The following is an 18,310-nucleotide window of genomic DNA, read 5'->3' as shown; positions in this document are numbered from 1 at the left end:
AAAGATTGGAAAGATTTAAATGATAAAAATATTTATTAGATATAATGAATTATATGTTCAAAAAGATAATAAAATATATAAGTATGAATTTAAAGAATTAGAGTTAGACATAGAAGAAATAATAGATGAATTGAATTTTAATACGGGAGAAAAATTTATTTTAATATTAGACATTACTATAAGTGATTATGAATATTATATTAAAATATTTAAGGCATATAAATTAAAAATATATAGAATATATTTATTAAAAGAAATACTATTAGAAAATTTTAGTGAATGTATTTGTGTTAGCCATGACAAAAGCATATATATTTCTAATGAAAAAGAAGAAATAATGAATTTTACAGCTGATGATAATATAGATTTAACGGGATTAAAAGTAATAAATTTACCTGAGCAATTAGAATATATATTTAGTATTAGTGAATCAACTAATGCAAAAAATTATATGAGAATAAATATACTAAAAAATGAATATATCTTGATATGTTTAGTAGTATTCATATTATTAAATTATCTAATAGCAAGTAAAATTTTTATAGATAATGAATTGTCAAGTAATATAGAAATTACCTATAAAAAAATTGAAATTTTAGAAAGAGAATTGGAAGAAAAAAAATTAAATTTAAAAAATTTAAGTGAAATAAAAATTGAAGAAAGTTTTTATGAAGAATTAAAAAAACATGAAATAGAAAGAATTGTAGAATATTTATTAAAATTAAGCAACAAAGGTATACAATATTATGAAATTAGTTTACTTAATAACAAAATAACATTAGAAGGAGTATGTGATAATATGGAAATATTAAATAAAAACATTAAAGATTTCGAAATTGAAAATTTAAAATTAAAAAATCAAAAATTATATTTTAAAATATCATATAATTTAGATAAATATGACTAACAAATATATTATCGGACTTTGCTTAATTTTATCGATTTTAATTTCAGGAATTTTCTATAAATCAAATTATGATAAATATTTAAAACTTTTTTTAGAAGAAGAGAATAATAATATAAGATTAACAAATTTACAGAAAGAAATAGCAGAATTAGAGGCCCAAATTCAAGCAAAATCGACCTTAAAGGTAGATAATGTAGACAAAGATAAATTTGATGCCATTAGCATATCAAAAAATGAATTAAAAAGGTTTCTATATGAAACAGCGTTAAAAACTAATATTGAAATCATAAATATTAGTAGTGAAGTGATTTACAAAAAATATGATAGATATTATTTAAAATATATTAGTTTAGAATTAAATTCAAATTTAGAGGATTTATTTTATTTTTTGTATAAACTAAATAATTCAGATATATATATTGATTTCAAAAATTTTAGCATGGTATTAAAATATGGTCAATTTATTATTAGTTTAGGTTATGTAGAAAAGGGGGAAATTAATTGAAAAAAATAGTATTATTTTTAATAACACAACTTATATTTGCTACAAATAATGAAAAGGGACTGATACCAGTAAGTAGTAAAAATAATAATCATATTAATACTGAAAATAAGATAACTTATATATATAATTTGAAAAATAAAGATTCTCAAGATATTATAAAAGCATTAGATATATATGAAAATTTAAATATAAAGCCTTATGAAAATAAAATTATAATCTATGGTAATAAGTCAAAAATTAATGAGTTAATTAATGTGTTAGATAAATTAGATACTCCGAAAGAACAAGTGTATATGAAAGTTAAGATATTAGATATTAGCAAAGATTTGATATATAGATTAGGTATAAATTGGTCAAAAGATAGTAATATTTCTTTGATAGAGTATCTAAGAAAAGAGCAAAATAATAGATTAGCAAAGTTCAAAAAAAATGGTGAAATTAAATTAAAAATTATGCCCAGTATATTAGTCTTAGATAATTCAAAGGGTGAATTAAAAATTTCTGATTTAAAAATTGTATTAAATCCTAAAATAAAGCATAAATACTATAAAAAATACATTGAATTAAATGCAGAAATATATTTTAATGATAATCTAATTAAGACAACTGTAAATATTGATAATGGCATGTCAATATTTATAGGGGGAAGTAAAAATTATGAAAATTCAACATTTAGTTATAAATCAAATGATAAAAAGATTAGAGATGTATATATTGAAGTGGAAGTAAGAATAATATGAGTGATTTTAAATTGAGAAAAGAATTTGTTACTAAGTTATATGATTTGGTAAGTGCTGATATAGAATTGATAGAAGCATTAGAAATATTGAAAAATATTGACAAGAAAAAAATATACATAGCCAAAAAATCACTAGAAAAAGGCGATGGTATAGTTAATTCATTTAGAAATATTTCAAAAGATGAACAATTTTTAAATTTTTTTAGATTTGCAGATAATACAGGAAATGTAGCCAGCAGTTTAAAATTACTAAAAGATGAATATGAGTTTATTGATAATCTTAAATCACAAATATTAGGAATAATTATATACCCAATATTAGTGCTTGTAACGACTTTAATTATAACAATAGTACTTTTGGTAGTAGTAGTGCCTAAATTTAGCGAAATATACGCTAATACAGGCGTAGAATTACCTTATATCACTAGATTAATACTAAATATGAGTGATTTCATAAAAAATAATTTCTTTATTATCATAATTTCAATAATTTCAACAATTTGTATAGTATTTTTAATTATAAAAAATAATAAAAAGCAATTTCATAAATATATTTTAAAAATAAATTTAGTAAGAGATATAAATATATTAAAATTTTCTAAAAATATACACTTATTATTAGAAGCAAATTTAGATTTTTCAGATGCACTTAGAATGAATAATTGTACTAATATATATTTTAAAGAATGTATAAAAAGAATAATAAAAAAAATAGAAAAAGGGGAAAATATAGTCATAGCATTTGAAAAAGAATTTTTTTTTCCTGTTGATATTATAAATTACATAAAAATTTCAGAAAAAACTGGTAATTTATCTAAAAGTTTCAAAAATATTAGCACCATATATGAGCAAAATATTAAAAATAAAATAAATATTAGTAGAGTATAATTATTAAAGGGAATGATAAAAAACATTCCCTTTACTTTTTGACTTAGTATACTGCTTCTCCTATACTAAATAGTGGTAACATTATCGAAATAGTAACTATTCCTACTATACTTGCAATGAATATTATTGATAGTGGTTCTAATAATTTTAATTGTATACTTATTTTATTTTTAATAATTATACTCTACTAATATTTATTGAACCATATGGTCTAATATTAACTTTATAACATTTATCTTTTATATATTTTTCAATAAATTCAATGTATTTATCACTATCTTTTCTTTCTAATACTGTCATAATGACACCAGCAAATCCACCACCATGAACTCTACATGAAGCATTTAAATTATTGTCTTTTATATAGTTTTCAGTTAATGCCAACATAAGTGATATTGGTTGATAACTTGGATCAGAATTAACATAGACATTTTGTAAATATTTCCAAGATGATAAACCAGATTCTTTAACTATTTCAAGAAATTCATCATATCTTTTATCTTTTAATGCTAAAATCAATTTATCAACTCTTTCATTTTCGTTAAAAAAATGCATAGCACGAAGTAAAGCTCTATCTGATACTTTATCTCTAATTTCATTTAAATTTTTTAATAAATTTTCTTTACTAGTATTACGAAGTTGTGTATCAGAAATACTAATCATTTCATTAGGAATGCTAGAATATTCATCTCCTAAATCCGCATGTCCTTTACCAGTAGGTGTTATTATTATATCATATTTATTTTCTAAATCAGTTGAATTTAATTTTTCAATAACAGGATTATTTATATCTTTAAAATCAATGGCAATCATACCCCCATAGCCACATGCAATTTGATCTAATAAGCCAGATTTTTTATTCCAGTTATTGTTTTCTGCATATTGACCAGTCTTAGCTAATTTTATTATATCTAATTCGCTATTATTAAAAAATGAATTCATTATACAAGATATTAACATTTCAAATGAAGCAGATGAACTAACACCAGCTGATGATATAACATCAGATGTGATGCATATATTAGCACCACCGATTTTACCAATTTTACTTATTGCTTCTAGTAAACCTTTTACTAAAATACAAGACCAAGTATCTTCTTTTTTTATATTTAAATCAGTAATATCAATTTTATAGTCTTCATCATAACCAAGACTTATAATATGAACAAAATTACTATTATTTATACTAGCAACAGCAATAGTATCAAGATTTATACTAGCACAGACAACTTTTCCAAAATTATGGTCTGTATGATTTCCTATAATTTCTGTTCTACCAGGAGAAGAGAAAAATTCATAATTTTCTGTTTTGCCAAATTTTTCTTCAAATTTTAATAAAAGATTTTCAAATCTTGTAACTTTGCTTAAATCATTTTTATATACTTTTAATAAATTTTCAACATATTTCATTATAGACCTCCTAATTAAATTTTACCTAGAAATAAAAAAAAATACTTATAAGCTAAAGTATTTTTTTGAAAAATTAATTAACCGTGAATATAAAATGTCTGTTTTTATATTGAATATACTTATCAATATTAAATTAACTTAGCTATGAGTAAATTATTTAAATGTTGACAAAGCCTAAAAGCATTATATAATAGTATAAAATAACAATGTAAAGGAGTGGTAAAAAGGTATGAAAAAGAAAGAATTTATTGATTTATTTGCTAAAAAAACTAACGAATCAAAAAAGAAATCTGAAAAATATATTAATCTTATGTTAGAAACATTAGAAGAATCTCTTTTAAAGGAAAATAAAGTAAGATTTGTAGGTTGGGGAACTTTTTCTAAAATAGTTAGAAAAGGTAGAGAAGGAATTAATCCTTTGACTGGAAAACACCTAGTTATACCCGATAAAAAAGTTGTTAAATTTACTGTTGGAAAAAGATTAGAAGATAAATTAAATAATAAGTAGTGAGTATTTTACACCATTATGAAAGCTTTATTCTTTCAAATGGTGTTTTTTATTTGAAAAAACTATTTTAAATTGATATAATAAAATAAAAAAGGAAGTACATATGAGAGCAAATAATAGAAAAAATAATGAGATGAGGGAGTTAAAAGTAACTCCTAATTATACTATGCATGCAGAAGGGTCAGTTTTAATAGAATTTGGTAATACAAAAGTCCTATGTAATGCAACAGTAGAAGATAAAATACCGCAATTTTTAAGGGGACAAGGTAAAGGATGGCTTACTGCGGAATACAGTATGTTACCAAGAGCGACTAATACTAGAAATAAGAGAGAATCAAATATGGGAAAACAAACAGGTAGAACTATTGAAATACAAAGATTAATTGGCAGATCTTTAAGAGCATGTATAGATTTTGAAGTTTTGGGTGAAAAAACAATAACAATAGACTGTGATGTATTGCAGGCTGATGGTGGAACTAGAACTGCTTCTATAACAGGTGGTTATTTAGCATTAGAGTTAGCAATACAAAAATTATTGGCCAATAAAACATTAGCAAAGAATCCATTAATATCTAAAGTTGCTGCAATTAGTATAGGTATAATAGATGGTGAAATGATGTTAGACCTTGATTATAGTGAAGATTCTAGGGCAGAAGTAGATATGAATATTGTTATGAATAATAAGAATGAATTTATTGAAATACAAGGAACGGGAGAAAATGCAACATTTAAGTATTCAGATCTCCTTAATTTTATTGAAATTTCTAAAAATGCATTTGACTTATTATTCTTATTATAGGTGTGATAATGGAAAATATAAAAAAAATTGATTTAATAGATGCTAGTATAGAAGATATTGAAAAAGTAGTAGTAAATGAATTGGGATTAAAAAAATATGTTGCAAAACAAATTTTTGATTTTGTACATAATAAATTAGAATTTGATTTCAATAATTTTACAAATATCAAAAAAGAAATTAGAGAAAAATTAGGAGATTATTTTTATTTTCCTAATTTAAAATGTATTAATACTTTAGAATCAGAAGATGGAGAGACAAAAAAGTTTTTATTTTCACTCGATAGTAAAATGTTACTAGAAACAGTTTTACTTATGCATGATAATAGAAAGACATTATGTGTATCTTCACAAGTAGGTTGCCCTTTAAAATGTGATTTTTGTGCAACAGGGACCATGAAATTTGAGAAAAATTTGACTTCATCTGAAATAGTAATGCAATTTTATTACATTCAAAAGGAATTGCAAAAAAAAGAGGAAAAAATTTCTAATTTAGTATATATGGGAATGGGAGAGCCATTTTTAAATTATGATAATGTGATAAAATCAATTAACATATTAAATTATGATAAGGGTCAAAATATATCTAAACGTAACTTTACTATATCAACATCAGGTTTAGTAAAAGAAATTGTTAAACTTGCAAATGATGAGAAACAAGTTCATCTTGCTATATCATTGCATTCAACTAAACAAGAAATTAGAGATATTATTATGCCAACTAATAAAAGGTATGACTTACAAAAATTAAAAGAAGCATTATTGGAATATCAAAAAATTACTAATAATAGAATAACTTTTGAGTATATTTTAATAGATGAATTAAATATAGATAGGTCATCTGCTAATTCGCTTATAGCCTATTTGAAACCTTTTAATGCACATGTTAATTTAATACCATATAATTTAGTTGAAGGGAAACCTTATAAAACTCCAACTTACAAAGCAAGAAGAGAGTTTTTGAGTTTTCTAAAAATGGCAAAAGTTAATGTTACATTAAGAGAAACAAAAGGAGAAGATATAAAGGCTGCATGCGGTCAGTTAAAAGTAAAAAAGGAGAAAGAAATAAATGAAGAAAATAATTAGAATTGTACTATATGTAATTGGGGTTGGATTTGTCTTATCACTTCTAAGTCTAACTTATATATATGTTCAAGTAAAAAGAAAATATCCTGTGGAATTATTGGAAAATTATGAACCAATAAAACCATCAATAATATATGATATTAATGGGAGGCAAATAGATGTATTAGCCCTTGAAAATAGAGATCCTATTTCTATAAATGAAATTCCATTACACGTACAAAATGCTTTTATCGCAGTTGAAGATAAGAGATTTAGAAGTCATCATGGTTTAGATTTTTTAAGATTAGGAAAAGCAGTATATTTAAATGTAACACATACTGGTAGACAAGGTGGAAGTACAATAACACAACAATTAGTAAAGAATGCTTTTTTAACAAGAGAGCGTTCACTAAGAAGAAAAATAGAAGAAGCAGTTTTAGCAGTTGAAATGGAAAGAATATATACAAAAGATGAGATACTTGAATACTATTTAAATACTATTAATTTTGGTAAAGGAGCATATGGAATAAAAAATGCTTCATTAAAATATTTTGGAGTACTTCCAAAAGATTTAACAATAGGACAAGCAGCAATATTATCAGGTATACCTAAATCTCCTACTAAATATTCAAAATTAGAAAATGCTATTGAGAGACAAAAAATAGTACTACTTACAATGTATAATGGTGGTTTTATAAGTAAAGAAGAATATGAAAATGCAAAAGCTGAGGAAATAAAATTTGTTACTAATCAAGACTTAGAAAAAATTTCTGAAGCCGAAGAATTATCAAATTCTAATTTAGCACCTGAGGTAACTACAATAATTTTAAAAGAATTAAAAGAAATTTTAGAAATTGATGATGAATCTAGTGAAAGTTTATTTAGTGGTTATAAAATATATTCCACAATAGATATTAATATGCAAAAAGCAGCATATAAAGCATTTGAAAAAGATAAAAATTTAAAGAAGTATTCTAACTTACAAGCATCTTTAATTTCAATAGATTCTAATAATGGATTTGTAAAAGCAATAGTTGGGGGTAAAAATTTTAGAAAGGGAGACTTTAATAGAGCCTTATATGCTAGAAAACAAGCTGGGTCAGTATTTAAACCGGTAGTATATTTAGAAGCATTTAAAAAGGGTTATCCCATGAATTTAGTATTAGAAGATTCACCAAGTAGTTTTGGTAGATGGCATCCAAGAAATTATGGTGGAAGATTTACAGCAAATATTACTATGCTAAAAGCAATGCAAGTATCAAATAACATAGCAGCAGTAAAAATAATGAATATGCTTAATATAAAAGATATTAAGAAATTGTGGTTTGATTCTGGTGTTAAAACAGAGGATTTTCCTAATGATTTAACTTTATCACTAGGTTCTATAACTACAACTCCTATTGATTTAGCAAGATTTTATATTCCATTATCAAATGGTGGTTATAAAATAGAGCCTAAATTTGTTTATAAAATAGAAAATAAATATGGAGAAGTAATATATGAAGCAGATGATAAAAAAGAAAAAATTTACGATACTGATAGTGTAGCACTGTTAACATATATGCTTGGGAAAGTTGTTGAAAATGGTACAGCAAGAGGTGGTAAAGTATATAAAAATGGAAATCTTATACCTATGGCAGGAAAAACTGGTACAACAAGTTCTTATGTAACTGCATGGTTTACAGGTTATACACCTAATTTAGTAACAGTAGTTTATGTTGGTAATGATGATAATAAGAGTATGGGTGCAGGTATGTCTGGTTCAAGATTAGCAGTACCTATTTGGAAAAATTATATGCAGGCTGTTGTAAATTTACCTAACTATAATGTAACGAATTTTGATTATATTATTGATGGAATAGTCGATAGAAGATATGTAGAAAGAGTTATAGATTTACACAATGGTTTTTTAGATACAGATGGAGTTAATTCAAGTGAAGCACTATTTATTTCTGGAACTGAGCCTATTGAGAAAGAAGATGTATATTATGATACATTTAAGTATTAGGTGAATTGTATGAAAGCAGGATATATATCATTAGTTGGTAGACCAAATGTTGGTAAATCAACTTTAATGAATAAATTAATAAAAGAGAAATTAGCAATAGTTTCAGATAAATCTGGGACAACAAGAGAACAAATAAGAGGAATTACAAATATAAATGATACACAGTATATATTTCTTGATACACCAGGTATACATAAACCAAGAAATTTACTTGGAAAATTTATGACACAAACTGCTTTAAAAACCTTAGAAGAATCTGATGTTATATTATTTATTTTAGATGGAACACAAGAAATTTCAACTGGAGATATGTTTGTAGCAGAAAATATAAGACAAGTTAGTTCAACCCCTTGTATTATTATAATCAATAAAATTGATAAAATGACAGATAATGACATTGAAACAAAGAAAAAGGAAGTATCTGAGAAATTAGGGGAATTTGATAATATAATAACTATGACAGCAGAATATGGTATAGGTATTCATAAAATATATGATGAGACTAAAAAATATTTTAAATCTGACATGTGGTTTTACCCTGAAGATTATTATACGGATATGCCTGTAAACAGAATAGTTGTTGAAGTTATAAGGGAAAAAATATTATTAAGTACTAGAGATGAAATACCGCATAGTGTTGTGGTGGAAATAACCAATGTTAATACTAAATCAACTATAAGACATTATGACGTAACAATATATGTTGAAAGAAATTCACAAAAAGGAATAATAATTGGAGAAAATGGAAGCCTTATTAAAAAAATTGGTATAGAATCTAGAAAAGAAATAGAAGAACTAATTAATTTAAAAGTTAATTTACAATTATGGGTAAAAGTCAAAAAAAATTGGCGAAAAAATAAGAAATTTATAGAAGAAATGGGGTATAAATAGTATATGGCAATTATAAAGTTTAAAAATATAAGCAATAGTCAAGCTAAAATATTATTTGGAATCGTAATGCCTGAAGTTCTTTATAGATTATATGAGGTAACAATTAGTGAAGAAGCGTTCGAAGGTGCATTGAAAACAGCTTTAGGTATTCATCCTAAACGAATGGTAAAATTTGTTGAAGCTGTTCAAGGTGAATCTGAAAACATATTATTATTAGTGATATTTGATAAAATTGTATCAGGTAAAAGTTTTTATAAAGATAAATTAGAGTTAGAAGTAAAAGATTTTAACTTTAATATATATCATTATGACTTTAATAAAATAATAAATGTTGAATATCAAATTGATTTAGAAAGTAGAGGAAGATAATGAAAAAGATTTTAAATTTAATAATAATTTTATTATTAGCGGTATCATGTACAAATTTAACAAAAAAAGGAAAAGAATTTCAAAAATTTGAAGCATATAAATTAGAAGCACAAATTATAACTAATAAAGGTGATATTAATTTATTCCTTTATCCAGAAGCAGCACCTGAGACAGTTGCTAACTTCGTATTTTTAGCACAAAATGGTTTCTATGATAACTTATCATTTCATAGAGTAGAAGCAGAAGTAGTACAAGGTGGAGATCCGCTAGGTAATGGTACAGGTGGAACAGGTTATACAATTAAAGATGAGTTTGACGGTTATTTAAAATTCACAACTGAAGGAATGTTAGCAATGGCTAATGCAGGTCCAAATACAAGTAGTTCACAATTCTTTATAACAAAAATACCTATGACAGGACTTAATGGTTCATACACTATATTTGGTTCATTAAAAAGCACTGATGACTTAATTACAGTTAATAGTTTAACAGTAGGAGATAGAATAAATAAAATAGTAATAAGTGGTGTTAAGAGTGAAGAATTTTTAGATAACTTTAAAGATAAAGTGGCTGAATGGAGTAATATATTAAGTAAATAGGAGTATATGTTTGAAAATATTATTATACACAAAAGACGAAAAAATATTAAAAAAATATACTAAAATGTTTTTTAAACTAAAATATACATTTGATAGTGTAAATGATGAAGAAAAAATATTGCATTATAATTCAAAATTGATAATACTTCATTTAGATTATTTATTAGATTCAAAAGATATTATAAATAAAATTAGATTATCAAATGATAGAGCATACATATTAGGTATATACAATAACTTATCATTTGAAAATAGAATTAATAAGTATTATCAGGGAATAGATGATTTATACAACCAAAAATTAGGAATAGATGAATTAGGTTTTAAAATAAAAGCAATAGAAAAAATTATTAATAGATACAGTTATAATACAGATAATATTTTTAAAATTGACAATTTAGTTTTAAATATAGATACAAGAGAAGTAAAGCGTGGCAATATTGAAATTAAATTAACTAATAAAGAATTTTTATTACTTGAATATTTTTTGAAAAATAAAAATAAATTATTAAGCAGAGATAAAATTATACAAAATATTTGGAATTTTGGTTATGGATTTAACAGTAATATAGTGGATGTTTACATAAATAATTTAAGAAAAAAAATAAATAAAGATAATAGTGTGAAATTAATTAATACTATTAGGGGAGCAGGCTATATTTTAAAAAATTAGGAGATAAGATGAACGAATTATTAAGAAATGCATTAATACAATTAATTATACCAATTGCTCTTATAATTTATTATAGAAGTTATAAAAAAGCAGCTACTGACAAAGTTATACCACCAAAAGGAGGTTTTAGAACAATTTATTCTAAAAAAAATATTAAGAATTGGAATGAAATGAATTTATTAGCAGCTAGGGTAACATATGTAGTAATAATAATAGATATTATAGCATGTTTAATATCACTGACACTGCAAATATTGAAATATGTAAACTCTACCAAGTTATATGTCGTAACAGTGGCATACATGTTAATAACACATTTTGTATCAGTAATGTATATACAATATAGAAAAAAATAAAACTATCACTACCATGTGGTAGTTTTTATTTTAAATTAAATAAGTTATAACTTTAAATTTTTTCATTTTTATGGTATGATATTGTAGTAAAATTATGTATTTAGGGGTTAAAAATGAAGAAGAAAATATCAAAAATGGAAAAAAGAATAAAAGAAAGAGAAAACACTAGGTTTTTTGAAATAATTAAGGCAATTATACTGCTAGTTTTTTCAAGTATAATTATATATATTTCAATATTTGAAGAGCATTTTATAGTAAATAAATCAACTATAAATGAATTATTATATAAATTATACACATATACGCAGTTATTATTTGGAAGTATGTTATATGTATTAATAGTAACATTATTAATTTTAAGTTTTTCATATTTTTATAAATTAAAAATAGGATTTAAAAAAGGTTTTACATATTTAATGTTTTTTGTATTGATGTCTTCATATAAAACAATAAGTGTAGTTAGAACCGATAATGTAAATGGCATGGTTGAATCTGGAAGAGGTTTAATTGAAAATGCTTTTGATGGTAAAGGTGCAGGTTTAGTAGGTGCATTATCTTCTATACCATTATATAACTTTAATAATAGCATTGAATATCAATACTTAATATTGATGCTATCTATAATACTTTTAATAATAGTATTTATAAGACCTATAAAAATGTTGCATATAATTATTAAATCTACATATAATTATTATTCTAGTGAAGAATATATTAAGAAAAAACAATTATTAGAAGCAAAAAGAAAAATAGAAGAAGAAGAAAGAAGAAGAGCAGAAAGACAAAAAGAAGAAAATTTGAAAAATATGTTTGTTAATATTTCAAAAGAAAAATTAAATACTAAGTTAGCAGAAAAACCTAAGACAGGATTATTTGATAAAACTGAATATTATTCTGAAAATGATTTTGAAGAAAAGAAAAAGCAATGGGATGAATATGTAAAACATATTAATAGAACAAAAGAAGAAGAAGCATTAAGAAAAAGACAACTAGAACTTGATAAAGAAATTGAAGAAGAAAATAAAGAAGAAATTATTTCTAAAAAAGAAATTAAAATAGATAATACTAAATTTAATGTAGAAGTTGAAAAAAAAGAAGTTCATATTGAAAAAGAAGTTGAACCTAATATTATAAAACCTGTAAATGAAATTAAAACTGAAAATACAGGAAATAATAAAATTTTAGAAAGAGAAGAATTAAAAAAATCTATTAATGAAGTATTTACATACAAAAAAATGGATCAAGTTGAAAAAGAAGAAATGCTAAAATATATAAACGAAAATATAGAAAAACTAGAAAAAGTTTTAGCAGATTATGGGGTAGATGCTAAAGTTGTAGATTATGCTACTGGACCTACTATTACTCGTTATGAAATTACTATACCATCAGGAACAAGAGTAAAAAAAGTTACTTCTTTGGCTGATGAAATTAGTATGTGTTTATCAGCTCATAGCGTTAGATTTGAAGCACCTATACCAGGTAAAAATACTATTGGAATAGAAACACCAAATAAAATAAAAGAAACTGTATATTTTTCTAATTTAATACATAGTGATGAACTTGATAAAGGAGATTTAGGAGTAGTATTAGGTAAAGATATAATAGGAAAAGATAAAATAATTGATATAGCAAAAATGCCGCATTTATTAATAGCAGGACAAACAGGTTCAGGAAAAAGTGTTGCAATTAATACTATAATTTCAACTTTAATATCTAAAAAAACTGATGATGAAGTTAAGTTTATATTAATAGATCCTAAGATGGTAGAACTTATGCCATATAATGGTATACCACATTTATTAGTACCTGTAATAATAAATCCAGAGCAAGCAGCAATAGCACTTAAATGGGCAGTCGTTGAAATGGATGAGAGATATAAGAAATTAGCAGAAATAGGTGTTAGGGGTATAAAACAATATAATAAACTTATGCCAACTAGTAAAATGCCATATATAGTTGTAATAATAGATGAGTTAGCCGATTTAATGATGGTTTCAGCCAATAGTGTTGAAGTTTCTATTGCCCGTATTGCACAAAAAGCAAGAGCAGTTGGAATACATTTAATAGTTGCAACACAAAGACCATCAACTGATGTAATAACTGGTATGATAAAAGCCAATTTACCTAGTAGAATATCATTTGCACTAAGATCACAAATAGATTCAAGAACTATAATTGATCAACCAGGAGCAGAGAAATTATTAGGTATGGGAGATATGTTGATATTAGAAAATGGGCAATCAAAATTAGAGAGAATACAAGGAGCATTTATATCTGATGATGAAGTTCAAAATTTAACTGCTTTATTAAAAACTAATAAAAAAGTGGAATATAATATGGACATATTAACACCAAAAGATGAAGAAGAAAATCTTCAAGATCCATTATACCAAAGAGCAATAGAATTAGTTGATGAAGCAGAAGATAGAGTATCAATTAATATGTTACAAATTAATCTAAAATTAGGATTTAATAGGGCAAAAAATTTATTCCAGTCATTAAAAGAAAATGGAATTTTAGATGAAAATGGTTATAAAACAAATTTATAAGGAGAACAAAATGAAAATATTAAAAAACTTAAAAAAATCTTTATTTAAAAATAGAACTTTAAAAGAAGTTGGAATAGATTTAGGAACTGCAAATACTGTAATATACGTTAGAGATAAAGGAATAGTACTTGATGAACCAACATATATTGCAAAAAATAATAGAACGGATAAATTAGATAAAGCAGGAGAAGAAGCTAAAAAAATATCGGGAAGAGTTCCAAAATATATAGATATAATAAGACCTTTAAAAGATGGAGTAATTTCAAATTATGAAGCAGTATTAGTAATGCTAGAAGAATTTTTTGAAAGAATTAGTGAAGAGAATGAAAGTCCTGATAAAGTTATAGTATGTGTACCTAGTGGAGTAACACAGGTTGAAAGACGTTCTGTATTTAATGTAGTTTTAGATGCAGGAGCAAAAGAAGTATATTTAGTTGAAGAACCAATAGTAGCTGCTATTGGTGCTGGAATAGATATTTTTCAACCAAAAGGGCATTTAATAGTTAATGTAGGTGCAGGAACAACTGAAATTTCCTTCATATCTTCAGGGGGTTCTTCTATATCTAGATCAATTAGGGTTGCAGGAGACCATTTAGATCAAGATATAGTTGAATTCATAAAAGAGCAATATAGTATATTAGTAGGAATTAAGACAGCAGAACTTTTAAAAATTAAGGCAAATAGTTCGCAAAATGAGAAAGAACAATTTGAGATAAGGGGAATAGGAACACAAAATTCTTTACCTAGATCTATTGAAATAGTGGGAACACAGGTTGATATTGCAATTTCAAATAAAATAAATGCAATAATAGATAATATTAAGTTAGCATTAGAGGATATAGAACCTGAAATATCTGCAGATATATACGAAACTGGAATATTTTTAGCAGGTGGTGGAGCAAATATAAGAATACTTAAAAAGAGAATTGAAGAAGAATTTAAATTAAAAGTTACTGTTTCTGAAAATGCAATACATGCAGTTATAAATGGTATTGCTAAAATTTTAGAAGATACTGAAAAATATAAAGATTTAATTATGTCTGATCATGTGGAGTATTAAAATGAAAAAGGAAATAGAAGCATTACTGTTTATGAGTGATAAAAGTATACCTATCACAGAATTTACAGAATTTTATAACATTTCTAATGATGAATTTAGAGATATATTAAAAGAATTGCAAGAAGAAAAAAAAGATGAAGCATTAAATATAATAATAAAAAATGGGTTTGTAAGTATAGTAACTAATCCAAAGTATGGAGAAGTAATAACTAAATTTTTTAATCCTAGTGTTAGAGTTAAAAAATTAAGTAAATCTAGTATGGAAACTCTTACTATCATAGCCTTTAAAGGACCTATGACTAAATCTGAGATAGAAGATATTAAAGGTGTAAGTGTTGACAGTAGTGTACAATTATTATTAGAAAAGAAATTAATTGTTTCAAATGAAAGAAGAAAATCTGTTGGAAATCCTAAGTTATATGAGGTTACAGAGAATTTTTATGGTTATATTGGATTAGAAAATAGAGAAGAACTAATGAACTTAGATAAAGCACAATGGCTAAGTTCATTAAATAAATTAGAAAGTGAAAATGATATAGATGAGAATTAATAAATATATTGCATTATCAGGTTTTTGTTCGAGAAGAAAAGCAGATGAATTAATAGAAAGTGGAAGAGTAAATATCAATAATAGAATTGCTGTAAAAGGTGATATAGTTACTGAAACTGATATAGTTAGATTAGATGGAGAAAAGATAAAATATAAAAATAATCAATTTGAATATTATATCTTAAATAAACCAACAAGGGTAATATGTTCTAGTGATGATAAATTTGGTAGAACAACGGCGATATCACTAATTAAATCAAACAAGAGACTATTTACATATGGTAGATTAGATTATATGACAGAAGGACTTATAATAATTAGTAATGATGGAGATTTATATAACCATATTATGCATCCAAGTAAGAAACTATATAAAAGTTATATAGCAAGACTTGATAAGGAAATGACAGAAGAACACATGGAAATAATAAGAAATGGTGTATTCGTAGATGGTTATAGAACTGCACCTTGTAAAGTTAAAAAATTAGCAAAAACTGAAATTAGAATAGCAATATTTGAAGGTAAAAATAGACAAATTAGAAAAATGGTAGAAATACTAGGATATAATGTAAAATCATTAAAAAGAGTAAAAATTGGAGAATTAGTATTAGGTTCACTAGAAGTTGGTAAATATAGACAACTTACTGTAGATGAAATAAAATACTTGAAAAGTTTATAGAAAGGTTTAATATTATGATTAGTAGAGAAGAAACTTTAAAAATTGCAAAATTATCTAAATTAAAATTTGATGATGAAGAATTAAAAAATATAAATGAGTCTATGAATAAAATATTATCACATATTGAAAACTTAAATGAAGTGGATGTAACTAATGTAGAGCCTTTATATAGCATAAATGAAATAACTGATGTTACAAGAATAGATAATGTAAAAAATACAGTAGATAAAAAAGATTTTTTAAGTAATGCACCTGAAAAAGATGAAGATTTTATAATATTACCTAAAATAGTAGGTTAATTTAAAGGGGAGAAAATAAAGTGAACATATATGATTATTCAGCACTAGAAATAGCCGCGAAAATAAAAGAAGGAACTTTATCAAAAGAAGAAGTTTTAACTGCGTTAGTTGATAGAATTGAAAGTATTGATAATAAGATTGGTGCTTATGTTGATTATAATTTAGATAAAGCCTTGGAACAAGCAAAATTAATAACAGATAAAAACATATCAAAATTATATGGTGTGCCAGTAGTTCTTAAAGATAATATAGTATCAAAAGGTGATAAAACAACAGCAGCTTCTAAAATATTATCAAATTATGTAGGAACTTATGATGCAACTGTAGTAAAGAAAATGAAAGAAGCAGGTATAATTCCATTTGGTAAAGCCAATATGGACGAATTTGCTATGGGGTCATCTAATGAAAATTCAAGTATAAAGCAAGTATCTAATCCATTTGATTTAGATAGAATACCTGGTGGTTCTAGTGGCGGAAGTAGTGCTATGATTGCTGCAAAGGAAGCCTTTATTGCACTTGGATCTGATACTGGTGGTAGTGTTAGACAACCAGCAGCACTTTGTGGAACAGTTGGTCTAAAGCCTACTTACGGTAGAGTATCTAGATATGGTCTTATGGCTTTTGGATCATCATTAGATCAAATAGGAATACTTGCTAGAAATTCTGCTGATATTGCAGCATTACTAGAAATAATAGCAGGTTACGATGAATTAGATGCAACTAGTTCTAATATGCCTGTACCAGAGTATACTAATTTACTAGATAAAGATATAAAAGATTTAGTAATAGGATTACCTGAAGAATATTTCACAGAAGATTTAGATATTAAAATTAAAGAAAGTATAGAATTAGCAATAGAAAATTTAAAAAAATTAGGAGTCAAATTCAAAAAAATTAATTTAAAACATACAAAATATGCAATCTCAACTTATTATATTATCTCATCAGCTGAAGCAGCATCTAATTTAGCAAGATTTGATGGAGTAAGATATGGAATAAGAAAAAATAGTGAAAATGTTGAAGATATGTATGTTGAAAGTAGAAGTAAAGGTTTTGGAGCAGAAGTAAAAAGAAGAATAATGATAGGTAATTATGTTTTATGTTCTGGTTTTTATGATGCATATTATAAAAAGGCATCACAGGTTAGAAGATTGATAAAAGAAGATTTTGTTAATGCATTAAATGAAGTTGATTTAATATTAACACCAACTTCGCCATTTGTTGCTTTTAAAAAAGGTGATAAAATTAAAGATCCTATTGCTATGTATTTATCAGATATATATACTGTTTCCATAAGTTTAGCGGGATTACCTGCTATATCAGTCCCTATTTCAAAAGTAGATGGACTTCCTGTTGGAATGCAGTTAATAGGAAACTATTTTAGAGAAGATTTAATTTTAAATGTTGCAAATAAATATGAAAAAATAAGAGGAGAATTTATATATCCAGAATTTTAAAGG

At 24.7% G+C, this 18,310-nt stretch carries 20 protein-coding genes; 19 read left to right on the top strand and 1 reads right to left on the bottom strand.

What is annotated here, in order from left to right; translation table 11 throughout:
- Nucleotides 1–19 precede the first annotated feature (19 nt).
- From AWT72_RS03255 to AWT72_RS03240, 4 genes are read left to right on the top strand one after another with little or no spacing between them, the layout of a single operon-like run.
- Nucleotides 20–907: a hypothetical protein gene (locus tag AWT72_RS03255; protein WP_067140759.1), complete on the top strand. Its 888-nt coding sequence runs from the start codon at nucleotides 20–22 to the stop codon at nucleotides 905–907.
- Nucleotides 900–1,412, top strand: coding sequence for a hypothetical protein (locus AWT72_RS03250; RefSeq protein ID WP_067140756.1), 513 nt, complete (start codon nucleotides 900–902; stop codon nucleotides 1,410–1,412). Before AWT72_RS03255 ends, AWT72_RS03250 begins: the two co-directional genes overlap by 8 nt.
- Nucleotides 1,409–2,152 carry a hypothetical protein gene (locus AWT72_RS03245; RefSeq protein ID WP_067140754.1) on the top strand — a complete coding sequence of 248 codons (744 nt, stop codon included), beginning with the start codon at nucleotides 1,409–1,411 and terminating at the stop codon, nucleotides 2,150–2,152. Before AWT72_RS03250 ends, AWT72_RS03245 begins: the two co-directional genes overlap by 4 nt.
- Nucleotides 2,149–3,039, top strand: coding sequence for a type II secretion system F family protein (locus AWT72_RS03240; protein ID WP_067140752.1), 891 nt, complete (start codon nucleotides 2,149–2,151; stop codon nucleotides 3,037–3,039). The genes AWT72_RS03245 and AWT72_RS03240 overlap by 4 nt, the downstream gene beginning before the upstream one ends.
- Before the next feature lie 177 nt (nucleotides 3,040–3,216).
- On the opposite strand, the gene AWT72_RS03235 is transcribed toward AWT72_RS03240, so the two are convergent.
- On the bottom strand, nucleotides 3,217–4,449 hold the full coding sequence (locus AWT72_RS03235; RefSeq protein ID WP_067140750.1) for a galactokinase: 1,233 nt from the start codon (nucleotides 4,447–4,449) through the stop codon (nucleotides 3,217–3,219).
- A gap of 229 nt (nucleotides 4,450–4,678) precedes the next feature.
- On the opposite strand from AWT72_RS03235, the gene AWT72_RS03230 reads away from it, so the two are divergent.
- The 15 genes from AWT72_RS03230 (at nucleotide 4,679) to gatA (ending at nucleotide 18,307) form a co-directional block, all read left to right on the top strand.
- Nucleotides 4,679–4,957, top strand: a complete 279-nt coding sequence (locus AWT72_RS03230) for an HU family DNA-binding protein (protein WP_067140745.1) — start codon at nucleotides 4,679–4,681, stop codon at nucleotides 4,955–4,957.
- A 103-nt stretch (nucleotides 4,958–5,060) separates the two neighbouring features.
- Nucleotides 5,061–5,756, top strand: a complete 696-nt coding sequence (gene rph, locus AWT72_RS03225) for a ribonuclease PH (protein ID WP_067140742.1) — start codon at nucleotides 5,061–5,063, stop codon at nucleotides 5,754–5,756.
- Nucleotides 5,757–5,764: 8 nt separating this feature from the next.
- Nucleotides 5,765–6,838: a dual-specificity RNA methyltransferase RlmN gene (gene rlmN, locus AWT72_RS03220; RefSeq protein WP_067140739.1), complete on the top strand. Its 1,074-nt coding sequence runs from the start codon at nucleotides 5,765–5,767 to the stop codon at nucleotides 6,836–6,838.
- A complete protein-coding gene (locus tag AWT72_RS03215; RefSeq protein ID WP_067140737.1) occupies nucleotides 6,822–8,825 on the top strand; it encodes a transglycosylase domain-containing protein in 2,004 nt (667 codons plus the stop codon). Before rlmN ends, AWT72_RS03215 begins: the two co-directional genes overlap by 17 nt.
- 9 nt (nucleotides 8,826–8,834) lie before the next feature.
- Complete coding sequence (gene era, locus AWT72_RS03210; protein ID WP_067140734.1) at nucleotides 8,835–9,716, top strand: GTPase Era; 882 nt, start codon at nucleotides 8,835–8,837, stop codon at nucleotides 9,714–9,716.
- A gap of 3 nt (nucleotides 9,717–9,719) precedes the next feature.
- Nucleotides 9,720–10,085 (top strand): hypothetical protein, encoded by a 366-nt coding sequence (locus AWT72_RS03205; RefSeq protein ID WP_067140731.1) that lies wholly within the window; start codon nucleotides 9,720–9,722, stop codon nucleotides 10,083–10,085.
- Nucleotides 10,085–10,684: a peptidylprolyl isomerase gene (locus AWT72_RS03200; RefSeq protein WP_067140728.1), complete on the top strand. Its 600-nt coding sequence runs from the start codon at nucleotides 10,085–10,087 to the stop codon at nucleotides 10,682–10,684. Before AWT72_RS03205 ends, AWT72_RS03200 begins: the two co-directional genes overlap by 1 nt.
- A gap of 10 nt (nucleotides 10,685–10,694) precedes the next feature.
- Nucleotides 10,695–11,357 (top strand): response regulator transcription factor, encoded by a 663-nt coding sequence (locus AWT72_RS03195; RefSeq protein ID WP_067140725.1) that lies wholly within the window; start codon nucleotides 10,695–10,697, stop codon nucleotides 11,355–11,357.
- An 8-nt stretch (nucleotides 11,358–11,365) separates the two neighbouring features.
- A complete protein-coding gene (locus AWT72_RS03190; RefSeq protein WP_067140718.1) occupies nucleotides 11,366–11,713 on the top strand; it encodes a hypothetical protein in 348 nt (115 codons plus the stop codon).
- A 113-nt stretch (nucleotides 11,714–11,826) separates the two neighbouring features.
- Complete coding sequence (locus tag AWT72_RS03185; RefSeq protein ID WP_231724045.1) at nucleotides 11,827–14,262, top strand: DNA translocase FtsK; 2,436 nt, start codon at nucleotides 11,827–11,829, stop codon at nucleotides 14,260–14,262.
- A 10-nt stretch (nucleotides 14,263–14,272) separates the two neighbouring features.
- Entirely contained in the window at nucleotides 14,273–15,322 is a 1,050-nt protein-coding gene (locus tag AWT72_RS03180) for a rod shape-determining protein (protein ID WP_067140768.1), read from the top strand.
- A gap of 1 nt (nucleotide 15,323) precedes the next feature.
- Nucleotides 15,324–15,872, top strand: a complete 549-nt coding sequence (gene scpB, locus AWT72_RS03175) for an SMC-Scp complex subunit ScpB (RefSeq protein WP_067140715.1) — start codon at nucleotides 15,324–15,326, stop codon at nucleotides 15,870–15,872.
- Complete coding sequence (locus AWT72_RS03170) at nucleotides 15,862–16,551, top strand: pseudouridine synthase (protein WP_067140713.1); 690 nt, start codon at nucleotides 15,862–15,864, stop codon at nucleotides 16,549–16,551. The genes scpB and AWT72_RS03170 overlap by 11 nt, the downstream gene beginning before the upstream one ends.
- A gap of 14 nt (nucleotides 16,552–16,565) precedes the next feature.
- Nucleotides 16,566–16,850, top strand: coding sequence for an Asp-tRNA(Asn)/Glu-tRNA(Gln) amidotransferase subunit GatC (gene gatC / locus AWT72_RS03165; RefSeq protein WP_067140710.1), 285 nt, complete (start codon nucleotides 16,566–16,568; stop codon nucleotides 16,848–16,850).
- Between the two features lie 20 nt (nucleotides 16,851–16,870).
- Nucleotides 16,871–18,307, top strand: a complete 1,437-nt coding sequence (gatA, locus tag AWT72_RS03160) for an Asp-tRNA(Asn)/Glu-tRNA(Gln) amidotransferase subunit GatA (protein WP_067140707.1) — start codon at nucleotides 16,871–16,873, stop codon at nucleotides 18,305–18,307.
- Nucleotides 18,308–18,310 lie beyond the last annotated feature (3 nt).

This window comes from Oceanivirga salmonicida, from assembly GCF_001517915.1.
GTDB classification, from domain to species: Bacteria; Fusobacteriota; Fusobacteriia; order Fusobacteriales; family Leptotrichiaceae; genus Oceanivirga; species Oceanivirga salmonicida.
The sequence above is the reverse complement of the archived record's forward strand: the minus strand, read 5'-3'. Positions and strand labels throughout refer to the sequence as shown.

Bases quoted from the DNA above. Each gene is read 5' to 3' on its own strand.
- AWT72_RS03255 (WP_067140759.1), top strand. From the start codon at position 20: ATGATAAAAATATTTATTAGATATAATGAATTATATGTTCAAAAAGAT.
- AWT72_RS03250 (WP_067140756.1), top strand. From the start codon at position 900: ATGACTAACAAATATATTATCGGACTTTGCTTAATTTTATCGATTTTA.
- AWT72_RS03240 (WP_067140752.1), top strand. From the start codon at position 2,149: ATGAGTGATTTTAAATTGAGAAAAGAATTTGTTACTAAGTTATATGAT.
- AWT72_RS03235 (WP_067140750.1), bottom strand. From the start codon at position 4,449: ATGAAATATGTTGAAAATTTATTAAAAGTATATAAAAATGATTTAAGC.
- AWT72_RS03230 (WP_067140745.1), top strand. From the start codon at position 4,679: ATGAAAAAGAAAGAATTTATTGATTTATTTGCTAAAAAAACTAACGAA.
- rph (WP_067140742.1), top strand. From the start codon at position 5,061: ATGAGAGCAAATAATAGAAAAAATAATGAGATGAGGGAGTTAAAAGTA.
- rlmN (WP_067140739.1), top strand. From the start codon at position 5,765: ATGGAAAATATAAAAAAAATTGATTTAATAGATGCTAGTATAGAAGAT.
- AWT72_RS03215 (WP_067140737.1), top strand. From the start codon at position 6,822: ATGAAGAAAATAATTAGAATTGTACTATATGTAATTGGGGTTGGATTT.
- era (WP_067140734.1), top strand. From the start codon at position 8,835: ATGAAAGCAGGATATATATCATTAGTTGGTAGACCAAATGTTGGTAAA.
- AWT72_RS03205 (WP_067140731.1), top strand. From the start codon at position 9,720: ATGGCAATTATAAAGTTTAAAAATATAAGCAATAGTCAAGCTAAAATA.
- AWT72_RS03200 (WP_067140728.1), top strand. From the start codon at position 10,085: ATGAAAAAGATTTTAAATTTAATAATAATTTTATTATTAGCGGTATCA.
- AWT72_RS03190 (WP_067140718.1), top strand. From the start codon at position 11,366: ATGAACGAATTATTAAGAAATGCATTAATACAATTAATTATACCAATT.
- AWT72_RS03185 (WP_231724045.1), top strand. From the start codon at position 11,827: ATGAAGAAGAAAATATCAAAAATGGAAAAAAGAATAAAAGAAAGAGAA.
- AWT72_RS03180 (WP_067140768.1), top strand. From the start codon at position 14,273: ATGAAAATATTAAAAAACTTAAAAAAATCTTTATTTAAAAATAGAACT.
- scpB (WP_067140715.1), top strand. From the start codon at position 15,324: ATGAAAAAGGAAATAGAAGCATTACTGTTTATGAGTGATAAAAGTATA.
- AWT72_RS03170 (WP_067140713.1), top strand. From the start codon at position 15,862: ATGAGAATTAATAAATATATTGCATTATCAGGTTTTTGTTCGAGAAGA.
- gatC (WP_067140710.1), top strand. From the start codon at position 16,566: ATGATTAGTAGAGAAGAAACTTTAAAAATTGCAAAATTATCTAAATTA.